The organism is Psychromonas sp. KJ10-5 (genome assembly GCF_055808325.1).
In genome coordinates, this window is sequence record NZ_CM147864.1 from 2993787 (window position 1) to 3012882 (window position 19096).

Genomic DNA, 19096 nt, shown 5'->3' on the forward strand with positions numbered 1-19096 from the left:
ACTCGTTTAATTCATCGTAATGAATTAAACATTTCGTTTTATTTATCACACCAATCAACACTAAGTGTCATTGTTTTTGTGCGATAAATAAGAACATTTATCAGCTTTCCTAATTGTTAAAGAGCAGTGTTAAAAAACACTTTATAAATTTTTCTATTTATAGAGTATCTTTCGCTAGATAGTGTTGGTATCCCCAAGGGGATTTGAACCCCTGTTACCGCCGTGAAAGGGCGGTGTCCTAGGCCTCTAGACGATGGGGACCCGGAACTATTTTTGCGCTTTATCATTCTAATCAAACAATCTGTGTGGGCACTCATTATTACTTGCGCCAATGTACCTAAGTACAAAGGATGTGTTTCTTTACGTAAGGAGGTGATCCAGCCCCAGGTTCCCCTAGGGCTACCTTGTTACGACTTCACCCCAGTCATGAACCACACCGTGGTCATCGCCATCCCGAAGGTTAAGCTAATGACTTCTGGTGCAGCCCACTCCCATGGTGTGACGGGCGGTGTGTACAAGGCCCGGGAACGTATTCACCGTGGCATTCTGATCCACGATTACTAGCGATTCCAACTTCACGGAGTCGAGTTGCAGACTCCGATCCGGACTACGACAAACTTTAGGAGATTCGCATACCATCGCTGGTTAGCAGCCCTTTGTATTTGCCATTGTAGCACGTGTGTAGCCCATCCCGTAAGGGCCATGATGACTTGACGTCGTCCCCACCTTCCTCCGGTTTATCACCGGCAGTGTCCCTAGAGTTCCCGGCATAACCCGCTGGCAAATAAGGATAAGGGTTGCGCTCGTTGCGGGACTTAACCCAACATTTCACAACACGAGCTGACGACAGCCATGCAGCACCTGTCTCAGAGTTCCCGAAGGCACTCATCTATCTCTAGGTGATTCTCTGGATGTCAAGGGATGGTAAGGTTCTTCGCGTTGCATCGAATTAAACCACATGCTCCACCGCTTGTGCGGGCCCCCGTCAATTCATTTGAGTTTTAACCTTGCGGCCGTACTCCCCAGGCGGTCTATTTAATGCGTTAGCTTTGAATCCCACGGCATATAGCCACAAAATTCTAATAGACATCGTTTACTGCGTGGACTACCGGGGTATCTAATCCCGTTTGCTCCCCACGCCTTCGCGCCTCAGCGTCAGTCTTTGTCCAGGTGGCCGCCTTCGCCACTGGTATTCCTTCAGATCTCTACGCATTTCACCGCTACACCTGAAATTCTACCACCCTCTACAAAACTCTAGTTAACCAGTTTCAAATGCAGTTCCAAGGTTGAGCCCTGGGATTTCACATCTGACTTAATTAACCGCCTACGCGCGCTTTACGCCCAGTAATTCCGATTAACGCTCGCACCCTCCGTATTACCGCGGCTGCTGGCACGGAGTTAGCCGGTGCTTCTTCTGCGAGTAACGTCACAGCTGCACTCTATTAAAGTACAACCTTTCCTCCTCGCTGAAAGTGCTTTACAACCCGAAAGCCTTCTTCACACACGCGGCATGGCTGCATCAGGCTTGCGCCCATTGTGCAATATTCCCCACTGCTGCCTCCCGTAGGAGTCTGGACCGTGTCTCAGTTCCAGTGTGGCTGGTCATCCTCTAAGACCAACTAGGGATCGTCGCCTTGGTAAGCCATTACCTTACCAACTAGCTAATCCCACTTGGGCTACTCTTATGGCGTGAGGCCCGAAGGTCCCCCACTTTGATCCGGAGATGTTATGCGGTATTAGCAGTCGTTTCCAACTGTTGTCCCCCACCATAAGGCATATTCCCAAGCATTACTCACCCGTCCGCCACTCGTCAGCAAAGTAGCAAGCTACTTTCTGTTACCGTTCGACTTGCATGTGTTAAGCCTGCCGCCAGCGTTCAATCTGAGCCATGATCAAACTCTTCAATTTAAAGTTTAATTTGCAACCTAAGTTGCGACTCAATATTACTGACTAAAACTATGTACCGAAGTACAATGTTATTCTGAATTAATGAATTAATTCGTGTGTCACTTCTATTGATGTTGCCTAACAAGTAGGACTTTGATTTTTTTTGAAATCACATCAACAATAAGTGCTCACACAGATTGTTTGATTAAATTGTTAAAGAGCGTGCCTTTCGGCTAGGCGGCGTATATTACGCGCCTTTCGAACAATGTCAACGTTAATTTTCAACTTTATTTCGAAGCGAACTTCGAAGCGTTTACTGCGTTTATTTTGTTCTCAAACTCGCTGGGTAACTTGCGTTCCGTCCCGTGTCTGTGGGTGCGCATTATAGGGATTAAGATCTCATTGGCAAGCGTTTTATTGTGTTTATTTGCAAAAAAGTGTCTGAGTGTTCAATTAAACAACAAAACGAGTGTATTTCATGCAAAAAACTATAATTTATGCTTCATAAGGCGAGATTAATTGAATATTTCTGATCTTAAGATTTTAACTAATTAGTTAATAGAGACTAATAACGCTTGATATATTCATAAATAAGCATGATAAATAATATCTAAACCTATAAAAATATGCCTTTCATACAAATGAAAGGCATTAATAGTTATAAGCCTTAGTTTACTAACCTATTTTATTGGTCCAAAGTTAACTCATAAAAACTAACCTTCGCATAGTCACCGGCATCAATACCATTATTTGTACATTCAGAAGATCCAACATTACATTGGTTATAGTTACCTGCTTTAAAGTACATCCAATCATTTGCATAACCTTCGTCATACTCATTACCTCGATAATGTGGTTTTGATAGATCTATTTGCGCTGTTTTAACTTGTTCATTTGCTTCGCCGATGTTTTTGACAAATGTTAAATGCATAATGTTATTTTCTACATTCACATTATATGAAAAGACTTCACCTAGTTTGATTCCATCTGTTGGATCTGCTGATCCATTACGTAAGTCATAAGCTCCAAATACATTGTGATAGATATCTTTGCGTTTAGAGTAGTTATCTCCCGTTGCATTTATTTCATAACGCCAATACAGAGAACCGTATTGATGATTTGGTAGTTTACGATACACAATTTTTAATGGTTCGTTTTTTGAACCATGAATTTGACCTATTACCGTAGAGAAAGCCCCATTCTTTTCGGCATTACCACTGGTACTCACCCAATCTACTGATAAAGTTGCAGATAACTCACCGCCAATTGAGCCATAAGACGCGGCCTCTGGGTTAACAGCTATTGCAAAATTGTTTTTTGGATCTTTATATGATTTGGCTAACATCGCACGTAATTCACTTCGAGCATTTTTACTGTTAGGTGTTGTCATCGCTTTATTAGGAGTAGCAAAAACCATGGCACCTGTTGTTGCGTCTGTATAAAACCAATCTGGATGTATATATGGATTAGTGGTACTGCCCAATACTTGTGCAGAAATTTCCATTACTTTACCTGCACGGTTAGGCTTATCATCTTCCATTGGAATATTAATTTTCCATTTAGTCAGATCAAAGTTTTGAGATGGTGCTTTGTTAGGATCTAATTGAGCGATTAATGTCGCTGTATGTGCTGTCGCTGGTAAAGGTGTCGTTGCATTCGCAACTTTTCCTGTTTCATAAGTCACTTGGTTATTTGACGTTGGTTCTGTATTTGTACAGCCCACCAGCAAAGCGGCAATAATCGCACTTAAATATACTTTTTTCATTAGAGTACCTGCTTATCTATATTGATAATATTCATGGATAATATCAATCATAATAAGTCTCTGATTACAGGCTTAATATGATTGGTAAATAATTAACAGGGCCAATTTATAATAATATTGTATTATTAATTGTGATCTTCTTGGAAGATATGCGAGACAAGTTGCTAAGCATATAAGTATGAAGTGATTTTTGTTAACTAAGTAGCATTTGCGTCAAACAGGGAAAAACTATCTATTAGTTTAATATTTTTAACAGGCATTAAAAAAGGAGCCTAAGCTCCCTAATGTATTATTGCTCGTTTACCTTAGTAAACTTTATGCCTTGTATAAACAAAGGTAAGCAGTTTGTACAACGACTTTAACGTCAAAGCTTGAATTTGCTTCTACTTCAAATGTTTCACCAGCTTTATAAGTTTTCCATTCAGTTGTATCGACAAGGCGGACTGTGAGGCTACCACTAACTACTGTCATGTATTCATAAGCACTAGTACCGAATGTGTACTCACCAACTTCCATTACACCTACTGTTGCAGGTAATGTTTCACTTTGGAATGCGATTGATTTAACGTTACCATCGAAATATTCATTTGCTTCAAAACTCATTTTAATCCCTTCTTATTTCATTTATTGGTGAATCATTGCGCACAGAGTATGGCGAAGCTACACCTAAAACTCAACCCTCGAATTCAGATTGCAGGGTTTCAATCTGCTCCTGCGCATCCATCCAGAGCATTTCATTTTCTTCTAAAAGGTCTTTTACTTCGCCTTGTTCTTTTAATAAGTCAGTCAGCTTTTTTTTGTTTTCTTGCTCATATAGCTCACTTTCACTCAGCAGTTGTTCAATCTCAGTTAAACGTGCTGAAGCACTGTCCATGGCTTTTTCTGCTGTGTTTAATTGTTTTTTGAAAGGCGTTAGTTTTTTACGAAATTCAGCTTCTAATCTTTTTTGATCTTTTCGGTTAGCACTCACTGACACTGCTTTGTAAGCACTTTGCTCTGCTTGCTTTTCTATGCGTTGCTGGTCAGATAACCATTGATGATAATCATCTAGGTCACCAGAAAACGGTTGCACTTTTTTGTCATGTACTAAGTAAAGGTCATCAATAGTAGTACGTAACAAATGGCGATCATGCGATACAACAACCATTGCTCCTTCAAATGCTTGTAATGCAACGGTTAAAGCGTGGCGCATTTCTAAATCTAAGTGGTTAGTTGGCTCATCGAGTAAAAGTAAGTTAGGTTTTTGCCATACTAACAATGCTAAGACTAAACGTGCTTTTTCCCCACCAGAAAATGGGGCAACAAGATCAAAAGCTTTATCGCCTTGAAAACCAAAGCTACCTAAAAAGTTACGCAGAGGTAACTCTTTTTCATCAGGCGCTAAACGTGCTAAATGTTGCATTGGACTTTCATCTAGATGTAAAAACTCTAATTGATGCTGAGCAAAGTAACCAACCTTTGCATTAGTGTTGATCTCTAATTTCCCTGATTTAGGCTTCATTTGATTAGAAAGCAATTTAATCAAAGTCGATTTACCAGCCCCATTACGTCCAAGTAAACCAATACGGCTACCAGGTACCAAGTTGAGCTCGATTTTATCTAAGATCAACAAATCATCATAACCAGCACTAACTTGGTCTAGCGTTAATAAGGGCATAGGTAATGCTTCAGGTTCCCTAAATGAAAAGCTAAATTGGTTATCTACATGTGCAGGTAAGATCTGCTCCATCTTTTCAAGTGCTTTAATACGACTTTGCGCTTGTTTTGCTTTATTAGCTTTATAACGGAACCGATCAATATAGCTCTGCATATGATCCATTTGCGCCTGTTGCTTTTCATAGGAAGATTGTTGCTGTACTAGTTTTTCAGCACGTTGGCGTTCAAAGCTAGTGTAGTTACCTGTGTATTCGAATAATTTATTTTGTTCAATATGGATAATCTTATCAACAATGCTATCGATAAAGTCCCGATCATGGGAGATTAAGATCAAAGTGCCTTGATATTGATGTAACCATTTTTCTAACCAAATGACCGCATCTAAGTCTAAATGGTTGGTAGGTTCATCGAGTAATAATAGGTCTGAAGGGCAAAGTAGTGCTTGTGCTAAGTTAAGACGCATACGCCATCCGCCCGAAAAGTCGCTAACAGGGCGGCCTTGAGCTTGCTCGCTAAATCCTAGACCAGCTAATAATTCTGCAGCGCGAGATTCAATAGTATAACCACCCGCATTATCTAATAGAATATGCATTTCTGCTATTTTTGTACCGTCATCAACTTCTTCAGCTTGCTTTAATTTAGCCTGTAACGCACGAAACTCATGGTCTCCGTCAATGACATATTGCAATGCATTCATATCTAACGCAGGTGTTTCCTGTGCAACACTTGCTAAACGCCAATGATGTGGAATCGTCAGCTCGCCTGCATCAACTTGATGCTGTTGCTTAAGTAATGTAAAAAAACTAGATTTCCCACAACCGTTGGCCCCTACTAAACCGACTTTCTGTTTTGGGTTAATTGTTGCACTGGCATTTTCCAGTAGAGGTTTTCCGCCGCGGATAAATTCGATATTAGATGCAACAATCATAAATTCAGAGTCTCAATGTCAATCAGATAAAGTTAGAGCAAGATGATAACGAAATTTGTAATGTTCAGCCATAACTACTAGCCTTTACTTGATAATGTGTTGCTTCAAGTTATTTTAGCAAGCTTTGCATCTGCAACTATCATCAGTATATGATGTCGTACTTTTTGTTAATTGTGATTGAACTATGTCAGTATCTAAAAATAGAAAACGCTTCATCGCCGGAGCGGAATGCCCACAATGTAAGACGATTGATAGTATTGCGTTGACATTAGAAAACGCAGTTGAGACATTAACGTGTGTTAGCTGTGGATACACACAAACGCAAACGCCTAACCAGGCTAAATCAGCAACACGTCAATTTGAACAAATAATTGGTGTTTTTGATCCATCTGAACCCGATAAAGAATAAAGAGAGAAAATAATGAAGATTGAAAAGAACTCAGTAGTTGCCATCCACTTTGGAGTAGCTGAAGTTGACGGTAATGCACTAGATAGCACTGAAAACGGAAGTCCTCTTGAGTTTATTCAAGGTGCACAATACTTAGTACCAGGCTTAGAAAAAGAGCTAGAAGGCAAAGAAGCCGGCTATAAGTTTGACGTAAAACTTGAAGCAGAAGATGCTTACGGTCCTTTCCAAGAAGCATTAGTACAAGAAGTACCCCGCTCTTTATTTGAAGGTGTTGATGAAATTGAAGTAGGCATGTCATTCCAAGCTGAAACAGATCAAGGCCCACGTACAGTTGAAGTAACAGCAGTTACTGAAGAAAATGTAAGCATTGATGCAAACCACCCTCTAGCCGGTATGGCACTGCAATTTGTAGGTGAAGTAGTATCAGTTCGTGCAGCAACAGCTGAAGAATTATCTCACGGACATGTTCACAGCCCTAAACCAGAAAGTGATTGTTGTAGCAGCGGTAGTTGTCAAACTCACTAAGCAAATAACACTTATCTGAGTTTATTGAGCGCTATAGTAATATAATTACTATGGCGCTTTTTTATAGAGTGCTATATCTCTTCTAATAACAACTAAACGTTGTAACTCACTGATGGTTGTGGGTAAGGCGACACAGCATTTTTATATTTAGCCTGTATAACCGAAATAACCTCATTAAAGTCAGAAATTCCTTTTAATTCAATATCTAATGCTTCAAGCTCATGAGGAGAAAGCTTTAATTTTGCGGCAAAGAAAAAGTTACGTCGTTGTTGGGAGTGTGTTGATTGCTCTTGCTGCCGAGAACTACCCTGCTTATTATCCTGAATAATCTCTCGAGATTGGTACGCTGTTTCTTCCCGCTCTTGTTCTCCACGTATTTTTGCATAAGCGTGAGCTTGTTCTGTTTTAGGAATTGCTGTTTGTAGAAGATTTTCGCGATGCAGACCTTCTGCAGCCTGAGGAAAAGGAGTTGCTATAACAGGAGGAAGCTGAACATTTACATTAACCATAATGGTTAGCGTTAAACAGACACATCAATGAGTGAGCCAACCATGTCGTCTGCCGTAGTGATCACTTTAGCAGCTGATTGAGCTTGGATTTCCGCTAGCTTCATATTCACTAATTCAGTAGTTACCGGACCCGAAACATAACTATGCGCACTTGCCCCTTCTGGGTTTTGCGAAGTACTTTGATGGCTTGTTGTTTGCTTAGCAATACGATCACTGGATTCAGTTATTTGCAGCGACGCTTTATTTAAGCTATTCACACCTGAAGAAAATGCTGAATTTATTTCCATAAAGACCTCCCACTAAAATATACAATTACCAACCATTATGGTTAATTTTTAAGCAAAAATAAAGTTTATTCACTGTTTTTGAGAGCCAATGAACGATATTAAGACCTGATGAAATAAGATAGGTTCACTAATGAATGGCGCATGTGAAGATTGTTGAAAAATAACCTGTTGATTAATCGACGATAACTCGGCTAATTTTTCTTTATTAACCACAGACACTAAATTATCTTGCTCACCTAAAATGGTTAACGAAGGCATAGTCAATTGACTGAACTCCTGTCTCAGGTCCACTTCATCGAGCAGCACTAATCCACCTAATAAAGCAGATGGCTTAGCTCCTATTTGCTCTGACATTAACTGTTTTATCGTTGCGATATCAGTTTTCACAGTATTACTGCCCATAGCGAGCGTAGACAAAAATCGATTTACTGTTTTTTGCGGCTGCTTCGTCACTCCAAGTTTAAAAGCACTAAACACCGACTTTTCAACCCCTTGCCATTGCCCTTCTTCAACAAACTTAAGTGCAGAACAAACCTGAATTAACTTTTCAACGCGCGCTGGATAATGATATGCGATATGAGTAGCAATTAATCCACCTAAAGACCAACCGCACCAAACAGCTTTTTCTGGTAAGTAAGCCAACAAGGTTTCGGCGATATTCTCTAAGGTATAAGCCTCTAACTCTGGTTCGCCAGCAAATCCTGGCAGGTTAACTAAATGCACACAATAATGATCACTTAATTGCTTAACAACAGGCTCCCAAATAGTACTGTTCACACCCCATCCATGAATCAATACTAAATCTTTACCTGTGCCAAAAGTTTGATAAGCAAAGGGGCCATTCTGTTTCATCTTCTGTTCTATACTCACTCTTACCTCGTTAATTTATAGGTACTTACTATGCTATATTTCCTAACTCGACTTATCAGCGAAAGCCAAGCTTTATTCTCCGCTTGTTTACCCAGTCATTGCCTTATGTGTGGTTTACACAGTGCAGACCAGTTGATTTGTCAGCATTGTAATCAAGCAATATTAACAGAGAGACCTTGTTGTTTACATTGTGGTTATGGTTTGGCACAAACACAAAATGTTTGCGGGGAATGTTTGAAGCACCCCTTTAAATTTAACCGGTTAGTTGCCGTTTCAGGTTATCAAGCGCCTTTTCCAGCGTTAATAAAGAAGCTCAAATACCAGCATCAACTAATATATGGAGATTTATTAGGACTACTATTGGCCAATATAGTTAAACAGAGTTACAGCGAAGACCAACAAAAACAGATTGATTATATACTGCCCGTACCGCTGCATCCTAAAAAGCATCGAATTCGTGGTTTTAACCAAGCTCATTTAATCGCAGATGCACTTTTAAAGCAGCTTCCCCTGCGCGCTAAATTAGTAACTCCCATTGACCGTAATAAAGCAACTACAGCGCAAGAGGGCTTAACCCGTAAACAACGTAACCTAAATCTAAGCAACGCCTTTTCAATGGCTGTTCCTACACTTAATTTACAGGGAAAACATGTTGTTTTGATTGATGATGTAGTAACTACTGGGGCAACTATTAATAGTATTTGTGAGTGTTTACTTAGCGCAGGTGTCAAAAAAGTAGACGTGTGGTGTATTAGTAGAACTGAATTGGGTGATCAAGCTAACTAGCTATATGAATAGATTATCTTTGATAAAATAAGCATCATCGGTTCTATCATATACTTATTATTTTTAGCAATTTTACTGTTTTCATTATTATTATAAGGAATTGTCGTTATAATGCCCAAGTAAATTACTCAAGCATAAAGGTTTAACATGATCGAAATTACTCCAGTTGCACAAGCACACTTTGCAAAATTACTAGCGCCGCAAAAAGAAGGCACTAACATCCGAGTGTTTGTTATCAACCCGGGCACACCAAAAGCAGAGTGTGGTGTATCTTACTGCCCACCAGAAGCAGTTGAAGAGAGCGATACACGTTTAAGCTTTGAAGGTTTTGATGCTTTAGTAGATGAAGTAAGCCTACCTTTCTTAGAAGATGCATTTGTTGATCTAGTAGAAGAAGATACTGGTACACAGTTAACGCTAAAAGCGCCAAATGCTAAAATGCGTAAAGTGAAAGACGATGCACCACTTATTGAACGTGTTGAATACGTTATTCAAGTGCAGATCAACCCACAACTTGCTAGTCACGGCGGTTTTATCAAGTTAATCGAAGTGACTGAAGATCAAGTAGCTATCATCGAATTTGGTGGTGGTTGTAATGGTTGCTCACAAGTAGATTTAACATTAAAAGAAGGCATCGAGAAAGAGCTATTAGAAGAGTTCTCTGGCGAGCTAAATGCAGTGCGTGATGTCACAGAACATGCTCAAGGCGATCACTCTTTCTACAAGTAACCCTGATTAGCTAGCATTAATACGGTTATCTGAAGAATAGATAACCGTATAATAAACGCTTAAGGCAGCTACTAAGCACAACGCAAATAACATCTCCTTCCCCAAAGCAATAAACAATATTAAGCACGTCACACTTGCGATCATAGCTAAATACCTTGCTTTACCTGTTAATAACTTCACGCCAGCAATACCTGCAGCTAAATAAATTAAGATAAATAAACCATTAGCATAAGCAATCAAGTTATCCACCGCTAACTGCATTGAATCTGCAACTAGCAACATACTTAAACAAAGAGCGACTGCAAAGCTTAATCCCCAATAAGCAACCTTATGTGAATTAATGCGTTGAAATGAACTGTGGATCTGTTGTTGTATAGCCATGCTCTGCAATAACCGAGAAAAACCTACAAAATATAAACTAATAGAAATAAAGCAGGTGCAAAAGCCCACTAAATTAACTAATAAATAACCTTTGCTCCCTAAGCTTGCCTCAACAAGATGCACCACAGAGTTTAAGTTCTTCTCTTGATCACCATAAAACCCCATTTTTAAAAGGCTAATACTAATCAAGGCATACACCACTAGAGCAATAGTAATACCGATAAAAATAGTTAATGGGAAATCACGTTCAGGATGCCTAAAATCATCGGCAATATGCGTAATAGCTTCTATTCCTAAAAAGCACCACAAAATAAAAGTTGCCGTTAGTGCGACTTTACTAACACTAAATTCAGCAGTGGGTAAGGGTAAATTTTGTTGTAACTGCACATCTAAAGAGGCGAATAATAACGTACTGACAATTAGTACACTTAATACCGATTGAATAATAGCAGCAGTCTTTAAGCCTAATAAGTTAATTACAAATACTAAACATAAAATACCAATGGCAATCATTAAGCGGTAATCAACTGCATCGCTCAGTAAATGCATTTCAACTAAGGCATTTTGTAAGAAATTTGCCGCTGTAATGGTGATTACTGGCGTGCCTAAAGCAACTACCCAAATAAATAACCAACTCACTAACCGTCCACTTCTTTCTCCAAACGCTTGCTGCACATAATATGCAGTGCCTCCGGCATGGGGATAAAACTTACCAAGCTGCGCAAAGGTAAAGACGATTGGAGCAATTAACACTCCCATAATCGCCCATGCTAATAATGACCAACTACCTGATACTTGTGAGGCAATAGCAGGAATAATAAAAACACCAGACCCCAGTAAAGCTGACACCAACATAGCAACACCTTGCATTACTGATAATTTTTCTGTTTTTGCCATTATTAACTCATCCTAGTTACACATTACATTTTGCGCACCGTTATAACCTAAGTAATAAGAAAGTTAAATAAAATAAAAATCAAAAGATAAAGCACTTAACATTTAAGATCACAAGATAACCTTCGACATTTCTTATGCTTAGCACAATAATTTTGTAAAAAACGTGCTGTTTGTCAAAATAAAGCGAGCATTTAATACACAAATGCAGTAGAATGCGCCTCCCTCGCAAAATGATCCATCTAAAGCGAAGCAAAATATTCAGAGTAACACCTACTCCGCGATTGATTTCGCGAAAAGTTAATGGACCACGTTTAACAATATTAAGTTGTTAGGCTGATGTAGGTATAGGCTGAATTTAACGCACATTCGAGCAATGTGCAGCATTTTATAAACTCAAGAGGCCACTTATGTCAGAGTCAGAAAACCAAGTAGCAGGACCATCTTTCCAAGATTTAAACTTACCAGAGTCAATCGTAAAAGTTGTTACTGAAATGGGTTACGAATCACCATCTCCAATTCAAGCACAAACTATCCCGCACCTATTAAACGGTGAAGACGTATTAGGTCTTGCACAAACGGGTACAGGTAAAACGGCTGCATTCGCATTACCATTATTAGCTAATATTGATGTGTCTAAAAACCATCCACAAGTATTGGTTTTAGCACCAACACGTGAATTAGCAATCCAAGTAGCAGAAGCATTCCAATCGTACTCACGTCATTTACGTGGCTTCCACGTAATGCCTATCTACGGTGGTCAAAGCTACAATATTCAATTCAAACAATTAGCACGTGGACCACAAGTTGTTGTTGGTACACCTGGTCGTATCATGGACCACCTGAAACGTAAGACGCTAGACCTTTCAAACTTGCAAGCATTAGTATTAGATGAAGCAGATGAAATGTTACGTATGGGTTTCATTGATGACGTAGAAACGATCATGAAAGAGATGCCAGAAAAGCGCCAAACTGCTCTTTTCTCAGCAACGATGCCAGATCAAATTAAACGCATTACTAAGCGTTACATGAATAACCCAACAGAAGTTAAGATTAAAGCTAAAACATCAACGGTTTCAAACATTGAACAAAAATGTTGGATCGTACGTGGTGTAAACAAGCTAGATGCATTAACACGTATGTTAGAAACTGAAGAGTTTGATGGTGTAATCATCTTTGCTCGTACTAAAACAGCAACAGTTGAATTGGCAGAACGTTTAGAAGCTCGCGGTTACCGCAGTGCTGCACTAAACGGTGATATGAACCAACAAACACGTGAACGTGCAATTGCCCGCCTTAAATCAGGTAGCCTAGACATTCTAGTAGCGACTGATGTTGCGGCTCGTGGTCTTGATGTTGAGCGTATCAGCCTAGTAGTAAACTACGATATCCCGACTGATACTGAATCTTACGTTCACCGTATTGGTCGTACTGGTCGTGCTGGCCGTACTGGTAAAGCTATCTTATTTGCTGCGCCACGTGAGCGCCGTTTATTGCAAGCAATTGAACGTGCAACTCGCCAACCAATTACTATCATGGACTTACCAACACGTGACGAGGTTACACAAACACGTATTGATAATTTCCAAAAGCAATTGTTCTCTGTATGTGAAAGTGAAGACTTAACATTCTTCCGTACATTGTTCGAACAAATTCAAAATAACACTGAAATCGATGATTTAGATTTAGCTGCTGCATTATTATTAATGGCACAAAAAGAAAAACCATTACAACCAGTAGAAGAAAAATTCGTTGAGCCACGTAGCAATGATCGTGAATTCTCTCGTGGCGATCGCCCTCGTCGTGATCGTAATGATCGTTCTCGTGGTGACCGTCCAGATCGCAACGATCGTTCACGCAACGAAGACAAGCCACGTGGTCGTGGCCGCCCAACTGACGTTGAACTAGAAATGTTCCGTTTAGATGTAGGTCGTGAGCACGGTGTTCAAGTTAAAAACATCGTAGGTGCAATCGCAAATGAAGCCAACATCAACAGCCGTTTCATTGGTGATATCCGTCTAAACAACGATCACTCTACTATTGAATTACCAAAAGGTATGCCAGCTGAAACACTAACGCATTTAAAAAATGTACAAGTGTGTAAACGTCCGCTAAACCTTAAGAAATGCTAATTTAATATAGATTATATAATCTGCTGTTAACGCTTTTAAAACCGATGTAAATATATTTACATCGGTTTTTTTATATCTTTAAAATAAGATAAGCTATTGATTATGATTAGTATTCTTACTAGCCCAATAACGATGGTAAGAATAACGTAATCCAAGGTACATAAGTTATTAGCAATACTATAGTCACATTCGCTAAAATAAACGGTAGTATTGCTTTACTTATTTTCTCCATTGATTCACCAGAAATAATTGAAGACGCAAATAAACAACAACCTACTGGTGGGGTTGCTAAACCCGTAATCAAGTTCACACACATAAAGATTCCTGCATGTAATGGGTCAATACCTAGCATATCAAAGACAGGTAACAATACAGGTGTCACAATCATCAATGCTGGAATAGAATCCATAAACATACCTAAGAAAAATAAAAGCACATTAATTAATAATAAGATTAACCAAGTAGCTTCGATATTTTCCACTAAATACTCAGCAAATATCATGGGTAACTGTTCGTTTGATAAAGCCCAACCAAAAATCCCAGCTGCAGCAATAATAATAGAGACACTACCAGTTTCGACTGTAGACTCACGAATCGCTCCCATTAACCTTTTCCAAGTCAAAGAACGATAAACAAAAATAGCAACAAAGATAGCGTAAAAAACAGCAATGACAGCGGCTTCTGTCGGGCTAACCACTCCCATTAAAATACCACCTAAAATAATGACAGGTAACAACATCGCATAGAAAGCATTACCGACAATATTGAAACCTTCCTTACGACTAATTTTTTCTTCTCTTCTAGGAAGATCATTTTTCTTTCCATAAAGCCAAACAACTAAAATTTGTGCAACACCTACCATTACGCCAGGTATTGCTCCTGCTAAAAACATATCTTTAATAGATACTTGTGCAATAGAACCATAAAGAATAAACATTAAACTAGGAGGGATAATCGGCCCCATTGTTGATGAGGCGGCAGTTACCGCAGCACTAAAACTCTTCTTATAACCAGCTTTAGTCATTGCTGGAATCATGACCGAGCCAATCGCAGTCGTATCTGAAATAGCAGTTCCAGTAATACCTCCGAAAAACATACTGACTACAATATTAACGTAAGCCAAGTTACCTTTTACTCGGCCCACTATTAAATCAGCTAATCGAATAATACGATCGCTAATACCCGACTCTGCCATCACTTTCCCAGCTAAAATAAAAAATGGAATAGCTAATAAAACAAAGGAATCGAAGGAGCGAAATAACCTAACCACCATAATGCTTAATGGAATATCAGCTCCAATAAAGTAAACGAATGTTGATGCAAGTAAGGCAAAAGGAATAGGAACGCGAATAGCCATTAGTACAATAAAGCATAGAATCATTAAAAAAATAAAAGTCATGAAACACTCCGCTTACTAAAAATCGATATTATTTTGCTTAATAGATAAAAGAAAATAAGTAATGAAAAGACGGGAATAGCAAGGTATATGCTACCTACAGGAAGCCAAGGAATTATAGGAGGATTAACGGGCCACATGGTTGCCACATGCTCACCACCAACCACAAAGAAAATAATACAAAGCGCCATCATGATCATACAATGTATAAGATCAAATACCTTACGGGTTGTGGGACCAACACGGTTATAAAGAATATCAATACGGGCATGACCTTGCTGAGTGTAAGCGATAGCACTCCCTACTAAAGCAATAATAATATAGATATATCTTGATATGGTGTTAGACCAAGCAATAGGGGAATCAAAGAGATACCTTAGAAAGATATTCACGCCAAGTAAGATGATTAAAAAACACATGGAAACTAATAAAATACGACCACATAAGTTACTCATTTTATTAGTTATCAATTCAATTTTATTATCTGATACAGCCTCTTTTATATTAGGCATCTTATTTACCTCACTGTTTATACAATACTGTTAACAGTGCAGTCTCACGATAAAGACTGCACCATTTAGTACTCGTTACATAAAACAGATGCTTAATACATAACGGATACAAAACTTATACGTTTATTTAAAGGCTTTAGGCAAACGAGCATTTGGATCAAGGTATTGAATTTCCTCATACCATTTTTTCCATTGCGGCTCTTTTGCAAACCATTTCGTATAAACAGACTCAGAGGCAGCTTTAAATTCATCAGTATCAGGATAAGTGATCGTTTGTTCTTTATCTTTTTTCACTTGTTCAATGAATTTTGCTTCACGAGCATATTGCCACGCGTCTGTAAGCTCAATTGCTTCGTCGGCAATATCCGTTACAATAACTTTTTGCTCATCAGTTAATTTGTCCCATACTTTTGGCGACATAAATAAGATTTTCTGTGTCCACATTTGATTTAAAATTGCATAACTATCAACCACTTCACTCATTTTAAATATATCGTTACAATAAACCCCTAAATCATCTGCCTCTACCATTCCAGTTTGTAAAGAAGTGTATAACTCCCCCCAATCTGTCGGAGTTACAGTGAAACCAAAGGCTTCATAAATATCTATAAACAAAGGATTCTGCATTGCACGTAACTTGACACCTTTTGCATCAGCTAAACTATTGATTGGCTCCTTACTTGCAATTGCAAAGCCATTACAATCAGAATATACCCCTAAGGCTTTCATACCCGTGGCTTTGCTTGCTCCAGCCAAAATTTCTTTTACAACACTAGAACTTCTCGCCACTTTATAGTGCTCTAAGCTTTTGAATAAATAAGGTAATTGTAAAAATTGAATATCTTCATAATAACCAGCAATGTGTCCAGCACTCGTTGCAGCCAAAGCAACAGTACCAGCCTTAGCAAATTCCAACGCCTCTTCTTCAGAGCCAGTTAGCGTGCCAGGATAGATTGAAATTTTTAAATCTCCATCGGTCTTTTCTTCTAATAACGTTTTAAACGTTTCAGCTAATAACTGATCCGCATCATAAACATTATTTTGATGGGCAAATTTAAGTCGCATAGAATCAGCCTGAACAACCGGCGATAGCAATAACATAACGCAAGTGGTTGCTAACGTTACTTTTTTGATCACTTTCTTTTTCAATCTCATTATTTATATCCTTATTTAATGTATGTAGATGTATGTTAAATATTCATAAAATATTATTGGCCATTACTTTGTTAAATTTGGTTATACGATTTTGCTTTCAGTAAATCCTCTAATCGGTTACCTGCAGCTTGATTCTCAAGAATTTCCATTACTTTTTCTGCAACAACACTTCCTCCTTCAATAGGCGGTAAACCTCCTTCATAAATATTGGTAATTAATGTGTATTCATAACGAATTTTTTCATGTTCACTGTAAATAGCGGCGGCTTGTCTTGCTGTTTCATCTTTTAACTTTAAAACGAGATAAGCAGACATACTTTTTGAAGAAAGAGCGTCTCCACCAGGTCGCTCACCAGCTAACAAAATGGCGACATTACAATCCAATACATCCGCAATACACTCCGCTAACTTAACGCGTCCAAAATGCGTGACAATCGGTTTGCCTAAAGAGTAATTTCGGCTTGCTAATCCATCCATTAAAACAGGAATCATATCTGGGACATTGTGATGAACGGCTTCAGCAGATAAACCATCAGTAATAATAATTTGAACGTCATTGCCTTCAGCAGATAATGTGTCTAAATCAGATTGCAAGAGCTTGGCACCCACTTCAGGATTTTTAAGATGTTCGGCATGATCTTTTGCGGTAGAAACAAACTCTCTAAAATCAAAACCAGTAAATAACTCAGGTTTAAGATGTGAGTGAACGGCTTCTCGTCCTACGGATTGATTAATTCGAATAACTTCTTGCACCTTATGTGCAGGACGAGGACCAGCATTTTCAAAGCCAGGTGCATTAGGAGTTGCTTCATGAAGGCGTTGAAACTCTAAATCACTGCTAATGAACAACCTTGGGTTCCCCCAGTTAGGGCCTCGCTCAACACTGCCATTGGTATGTTGTATATAAATGCCCTTTTCTACAGCCCACTGTAAGAATTCAGGAGCAGGATTACGATGATAAATCTCTCTTAACGTTTGATCATCATGACCTGAATTAACAAAGTGAGCCAACATGCGGTCAGTACCTAAATAAATATCCATAAAGAAGTTAGCACCTGCTGCTGTGGCCAATTGAACAGCCATTTGCTGACCTTCTAAATGTGAATTTGAATGTAAGGTATAACTAGGGCTAATACCCATTGGTAAGCCTAACAGTTTCCCCATAAAATGATCTTGAAGGGTTGATACCATCAACTCAAAATCATTAAGGTGAGTTTCAGGACCAATAAAACCTGTAGCGTTATTGACCATAAAGGGATCATATCTTCTGCATAACCCATAACACAGAGCCTCACAAGTCGCCATATCCATTCCGTTATGTTTACGGTATGTCATTTCACTTCCTTGGCCAGTTTCAAAATACATAAACTGCTCTGCAATCTCTTTTAAAGGCCCTTCTTTTTTCATGGTTTCAACGGCTTGATCTAGAAACTCAACAGTGACATCAAATTCACCCGTTAGTGTTTCATCAGTTCCAGCGAAACTTTGGAATAGTATTTCTACTGGTGCACCTTGTTTTAAGGCGGTTAACTGACTCTTAATATGGCCAAGCACACAAATTTGGGTCGGCGCCCCTGTCTCTCGACGTAATTTATCAATGTGCCATAACATGGCAGCTATGTTATCCACAGAACCATCAGAAGGGTTAACCCCAATCAAACAGTCCCCCATTCCCATTGCTAAATCGTTATAAACCATCATTGAAATAGCATCTAAGTTATCTTTAGGGTGATTAGGCTGCAGTCGAAAAGAAAGTGTTTTTGGTGTTCCAATTAAGGTTCTTGCTTTAGTAGGGCGAAATATTTTACCAGGTAGATAAACAAGCTCATGAACGTCCATTAATTTAGTAAGGGCGGAGGCCATAACAGGCGTTAGCGCTAAACCCACAGAGGCTACTCGAGTACCATTGCTAGCTAATAAATGATCTTTTAACTCACCTAAAGTCATGCCAGCGATACTTTGAAATAACTCTATATCAATTTCATAACCCGCTCTCATGACTGAATCAACATGGCCATCATCTGTAGTCAGTGGATTATCGTAAATATGCTTTAATGTTAATGATGCAAGGATAGCGCGTGCAGCCTCTCTGTCCATGGCATTTTTAGGTGCGAGATTAGTCGTTCGATCACCTGCTTTACTAATATCTGCAGCGCCTAATAGACCTTTAAGCCCTTGAAAATAAAATACTTCATTTAATATTTTAAAAGAATACACTTCCTCAGGGCCTGGAACAGGCACATGGATACCTTTAAGTGGAATAATTTTTTTCATTC

16 protein-coding genes, 1 tRNA gene and 1 rRNA gene are annotated in these 19096 nt (G+C 38.9%); 5 read left to right on the plus strand and 13 right to left on the minus strand.

Annotated elements, in window-relative coordinates; genetic code table 11:
• Positions 1-185 precede the first annotated feature (185 nt).
• The 5 genes from AC0L3W_RS13065 to AC0L3W_RS13085 all read right to left on the minus strand — a co-directional run bounded on the left by AC0L3W_RS13065 (position 186) and on the right by AC0L3W_RS13085 (position 6236).
• Positions 186-261, minus strand: a tRNA-Glu gene (locus tag AC0L3W_RS13065).
• Between the two features lie 104 nt (positions 262-365).
• Positions 366-1908 (minus strand): 16S ribosomal RNA (locus tag AC0L3W_RS13070).
• A 664-nt stretch (positions 1909-2572) separates the two neighbouring features.
• Positions 2573-3652, minus strand: a complete 1080-nt coding sequence (locus AC0L3W_RS13075) for a polysaccharide lyase family 7 protein (protein ID WP_409440325.1) — start codon at positions 3650-3652, stop codon at positions 2573-2575.
• 315 nt (positions 3653-3967) lie between these two features.
• Complete coding sequence (ppnP, locus tag AC0L3W_RS13080) at positions 3968-4255, minus strand: pyrimidine/purine nucleoside phosphorylase (protein ID WP_113819433.1); 288 nt, start codon at positions 4253-4255, stop codon at positions 3968-3970.
• A 70-nt stretch (positions 4256-4325) separates the two neighbouring features.
• Positions 4326-6236: an ABC transporter ATP-binding protein gene (locus AC0L3W_RS13085; protein ID WP_409440324.1), complete on the minus strand. Its 1911-nt coding sequence runs from the start codon at positions 6234-6236 to the stop codon at positions 4326-4328.
• Between the two features lie 184 nt (positions 6237-6420).
• Here AC0L3W_RS13085 and AC0L3W_RS13090 point away from each other — a divergent pair, with 184 nt between their 5' ends.
• Positions 6421-6645, plus strand: a complete 225-nt coding sequence (locus AC0L3W_RS13090) for a YheV family putative zinc ribbon protein (protein ID WP_290040941.1) — start codon at positions 6421-6423, stop codon at positions 6643-6645.
• A gap of 12 nt (positions 6646-6657) precedes the next feature.
• On the plus strand, positions 6658-7170 hold the full coding sequence (locus tag AC0L3W_RS13095; RefSeq protein WP_290040943.1) for an FKBP-type peptidyl-prolyl cis-trans isomerase: 513 nt from the start codon (positions 6658-6660) through the stop codon (positions 7168-7170).
• 92 nt (positions 7171-7262) lie between these two features.
• Here AC0L3W_RS13095 and AC0L3W_RS13100 read toward each other — a convergent pair whose 3' ends face one another.
• The 3 genes from AC0L3W_RS13100 to bioH form a co-directional block, all read right to left on the minus strand.
• Positions 7263-7679, minus strand: coding sequence for a hypothetical protein (locus tag AC0L3W_RS13100; RefSeq protein WP_290040945.1), 417 nt, complete (start codon positions 7677-7679; stop codon positions 7263-7265).
• 11 nt (positions 7680-7690) lie between these two features.
• On the minus strand, positions 7691-7966 hold the full coding sequence (locus AC0L3W_RS13105) for a hypothetical protein (RefSeq protein WP_290040947.1): 276 nt from the start codon (positions 7964-7966) through the stop codon (positions 7691-7693).
• 69 nt (positions 7967-8035) lie between these two features.
• A complete protein-coding gene (gene bioH / locus AC0L3W_RS13110; RefSeq protein WP_409440323.1) occupies positions 8036-8836 on the minus strand; it encodes a pimeloyl-ACP methyl ester esterase BioH in 801 nt (266 codons plus the stop codon).
• Positions 8837-8866: 30 nt separating this feature from the next.
• On the opposite strand from bioH, the gene AC0L3W_RS13115 reads away from it, so the two are divergent.
• Positions 8867-9622: a ComF family protein gene (locus AC0L3W_RS13115; protein ID WP_290040950.1), complete on the plus strand. Its 756-nt coding sequence runs from the start codon at positions 8867-8869 to the stop codon at positions 9620-9622.
• Positions 9623-9769: 147 nt separating this feature from the next.
• Entirely contained in the window at positions 9770-10351 is a 582-nt protein-coding gene (gene nfuA, locus AC0L3W_RS13120; RefSeq protein WP_290040953.1) for a Fe-S biogenesis protein NfuA, read from the plus strand.
• Positions 10352-10357: 6 nt separating this feature from the next.
• On the opposite strand, the gene yjeH is transcribed toward nfuA, so the two are convergent.
• Positions 10358-11629 (minus strand): L-methionine/branched-chain amino acid transporter, encoded by a 1272-nt coding sequence (gene yjeH, locus AC0L3W_RS13125; RefSeq protein ID WP_290040955.1) that lies wholly within the window; start codon positions 11627-11629, stop codon positions 10358-10360.
• Between the two features lie 407 nt (positions 11630-12036).
• Here yjeH and AC0L3W_RS13130 point away from each other — a divergent pair, with 407 nt between their 5' ends.
• The gene (locus AC0L3W_RS13130) at positions 12037-13758 is read left to right on the plus strand and encodes a DEAD/DEAH box helicase (protein WP_290040957.1); all 1722 of its coding nucleotides are present in this window, start codon (positions 12037-12039) and stop codon (positions 13756-13758) included.
• Positions 13759-13876: 118 nt separating this feature from the next.
• Here the strand turns inward: AC0L3W_RS13130 and AC0L3W_RS13135 are convergent, their stop codons facing one another.
• From AC0L3W_RS13135 to eutB, 4 genes are all read right to left on the minus strand, one after another.
• Positions 13877-15157, minus strand: coding sequence for a TRAP transporter large permease (locus AC0L3W_RS13135; RefSeq protein ID WP_409440322.1), 1281 nt, complete (start codon positions 15155-15157; stop codon positions 13877-13879).
• Entirely contained in the window at positions 15154-15666 is a 513-nt protein-coding gene (locus AC0L3W_RS13140; RefSeq protein ID WP_409440321.1) for a TRAP transporter small permease, read from the minus strand. The genes AC0L3W_RS13135 and AC0L3W_RS13140 overlap by 4 nt, the downstream gene beginning before the upstream one ends.
• Before the next feature lie 123 nt (positions 15667-15789).
• Positions 15790-16821: a TRAP transporter substrate-binding protein gene (locus AC0L3W_RS13145; RefSeq protein WP_409440320.1), complete on the minus strand. Its 1032-nt coding sequence runs from the start codon at positions 16819-16821 to the stop codon at positions 15790-15792.
• Positions 16822-16892: 71 nt separating this feature from the next.
• On the minus strand, positions 16893-19094 hold the full coding sequence (gene eutB / locus AC0L3W_RS13150) for an ethanolamine ammonia-lyase subunit EutB (RefSeq protein WP_409440319.1): 2202 nt from the start codon (positions 19092-19094) through the stop codon (positions 16893-16895).
• Positions 19095-19096 lie beyond the last annotated feature (2 nt).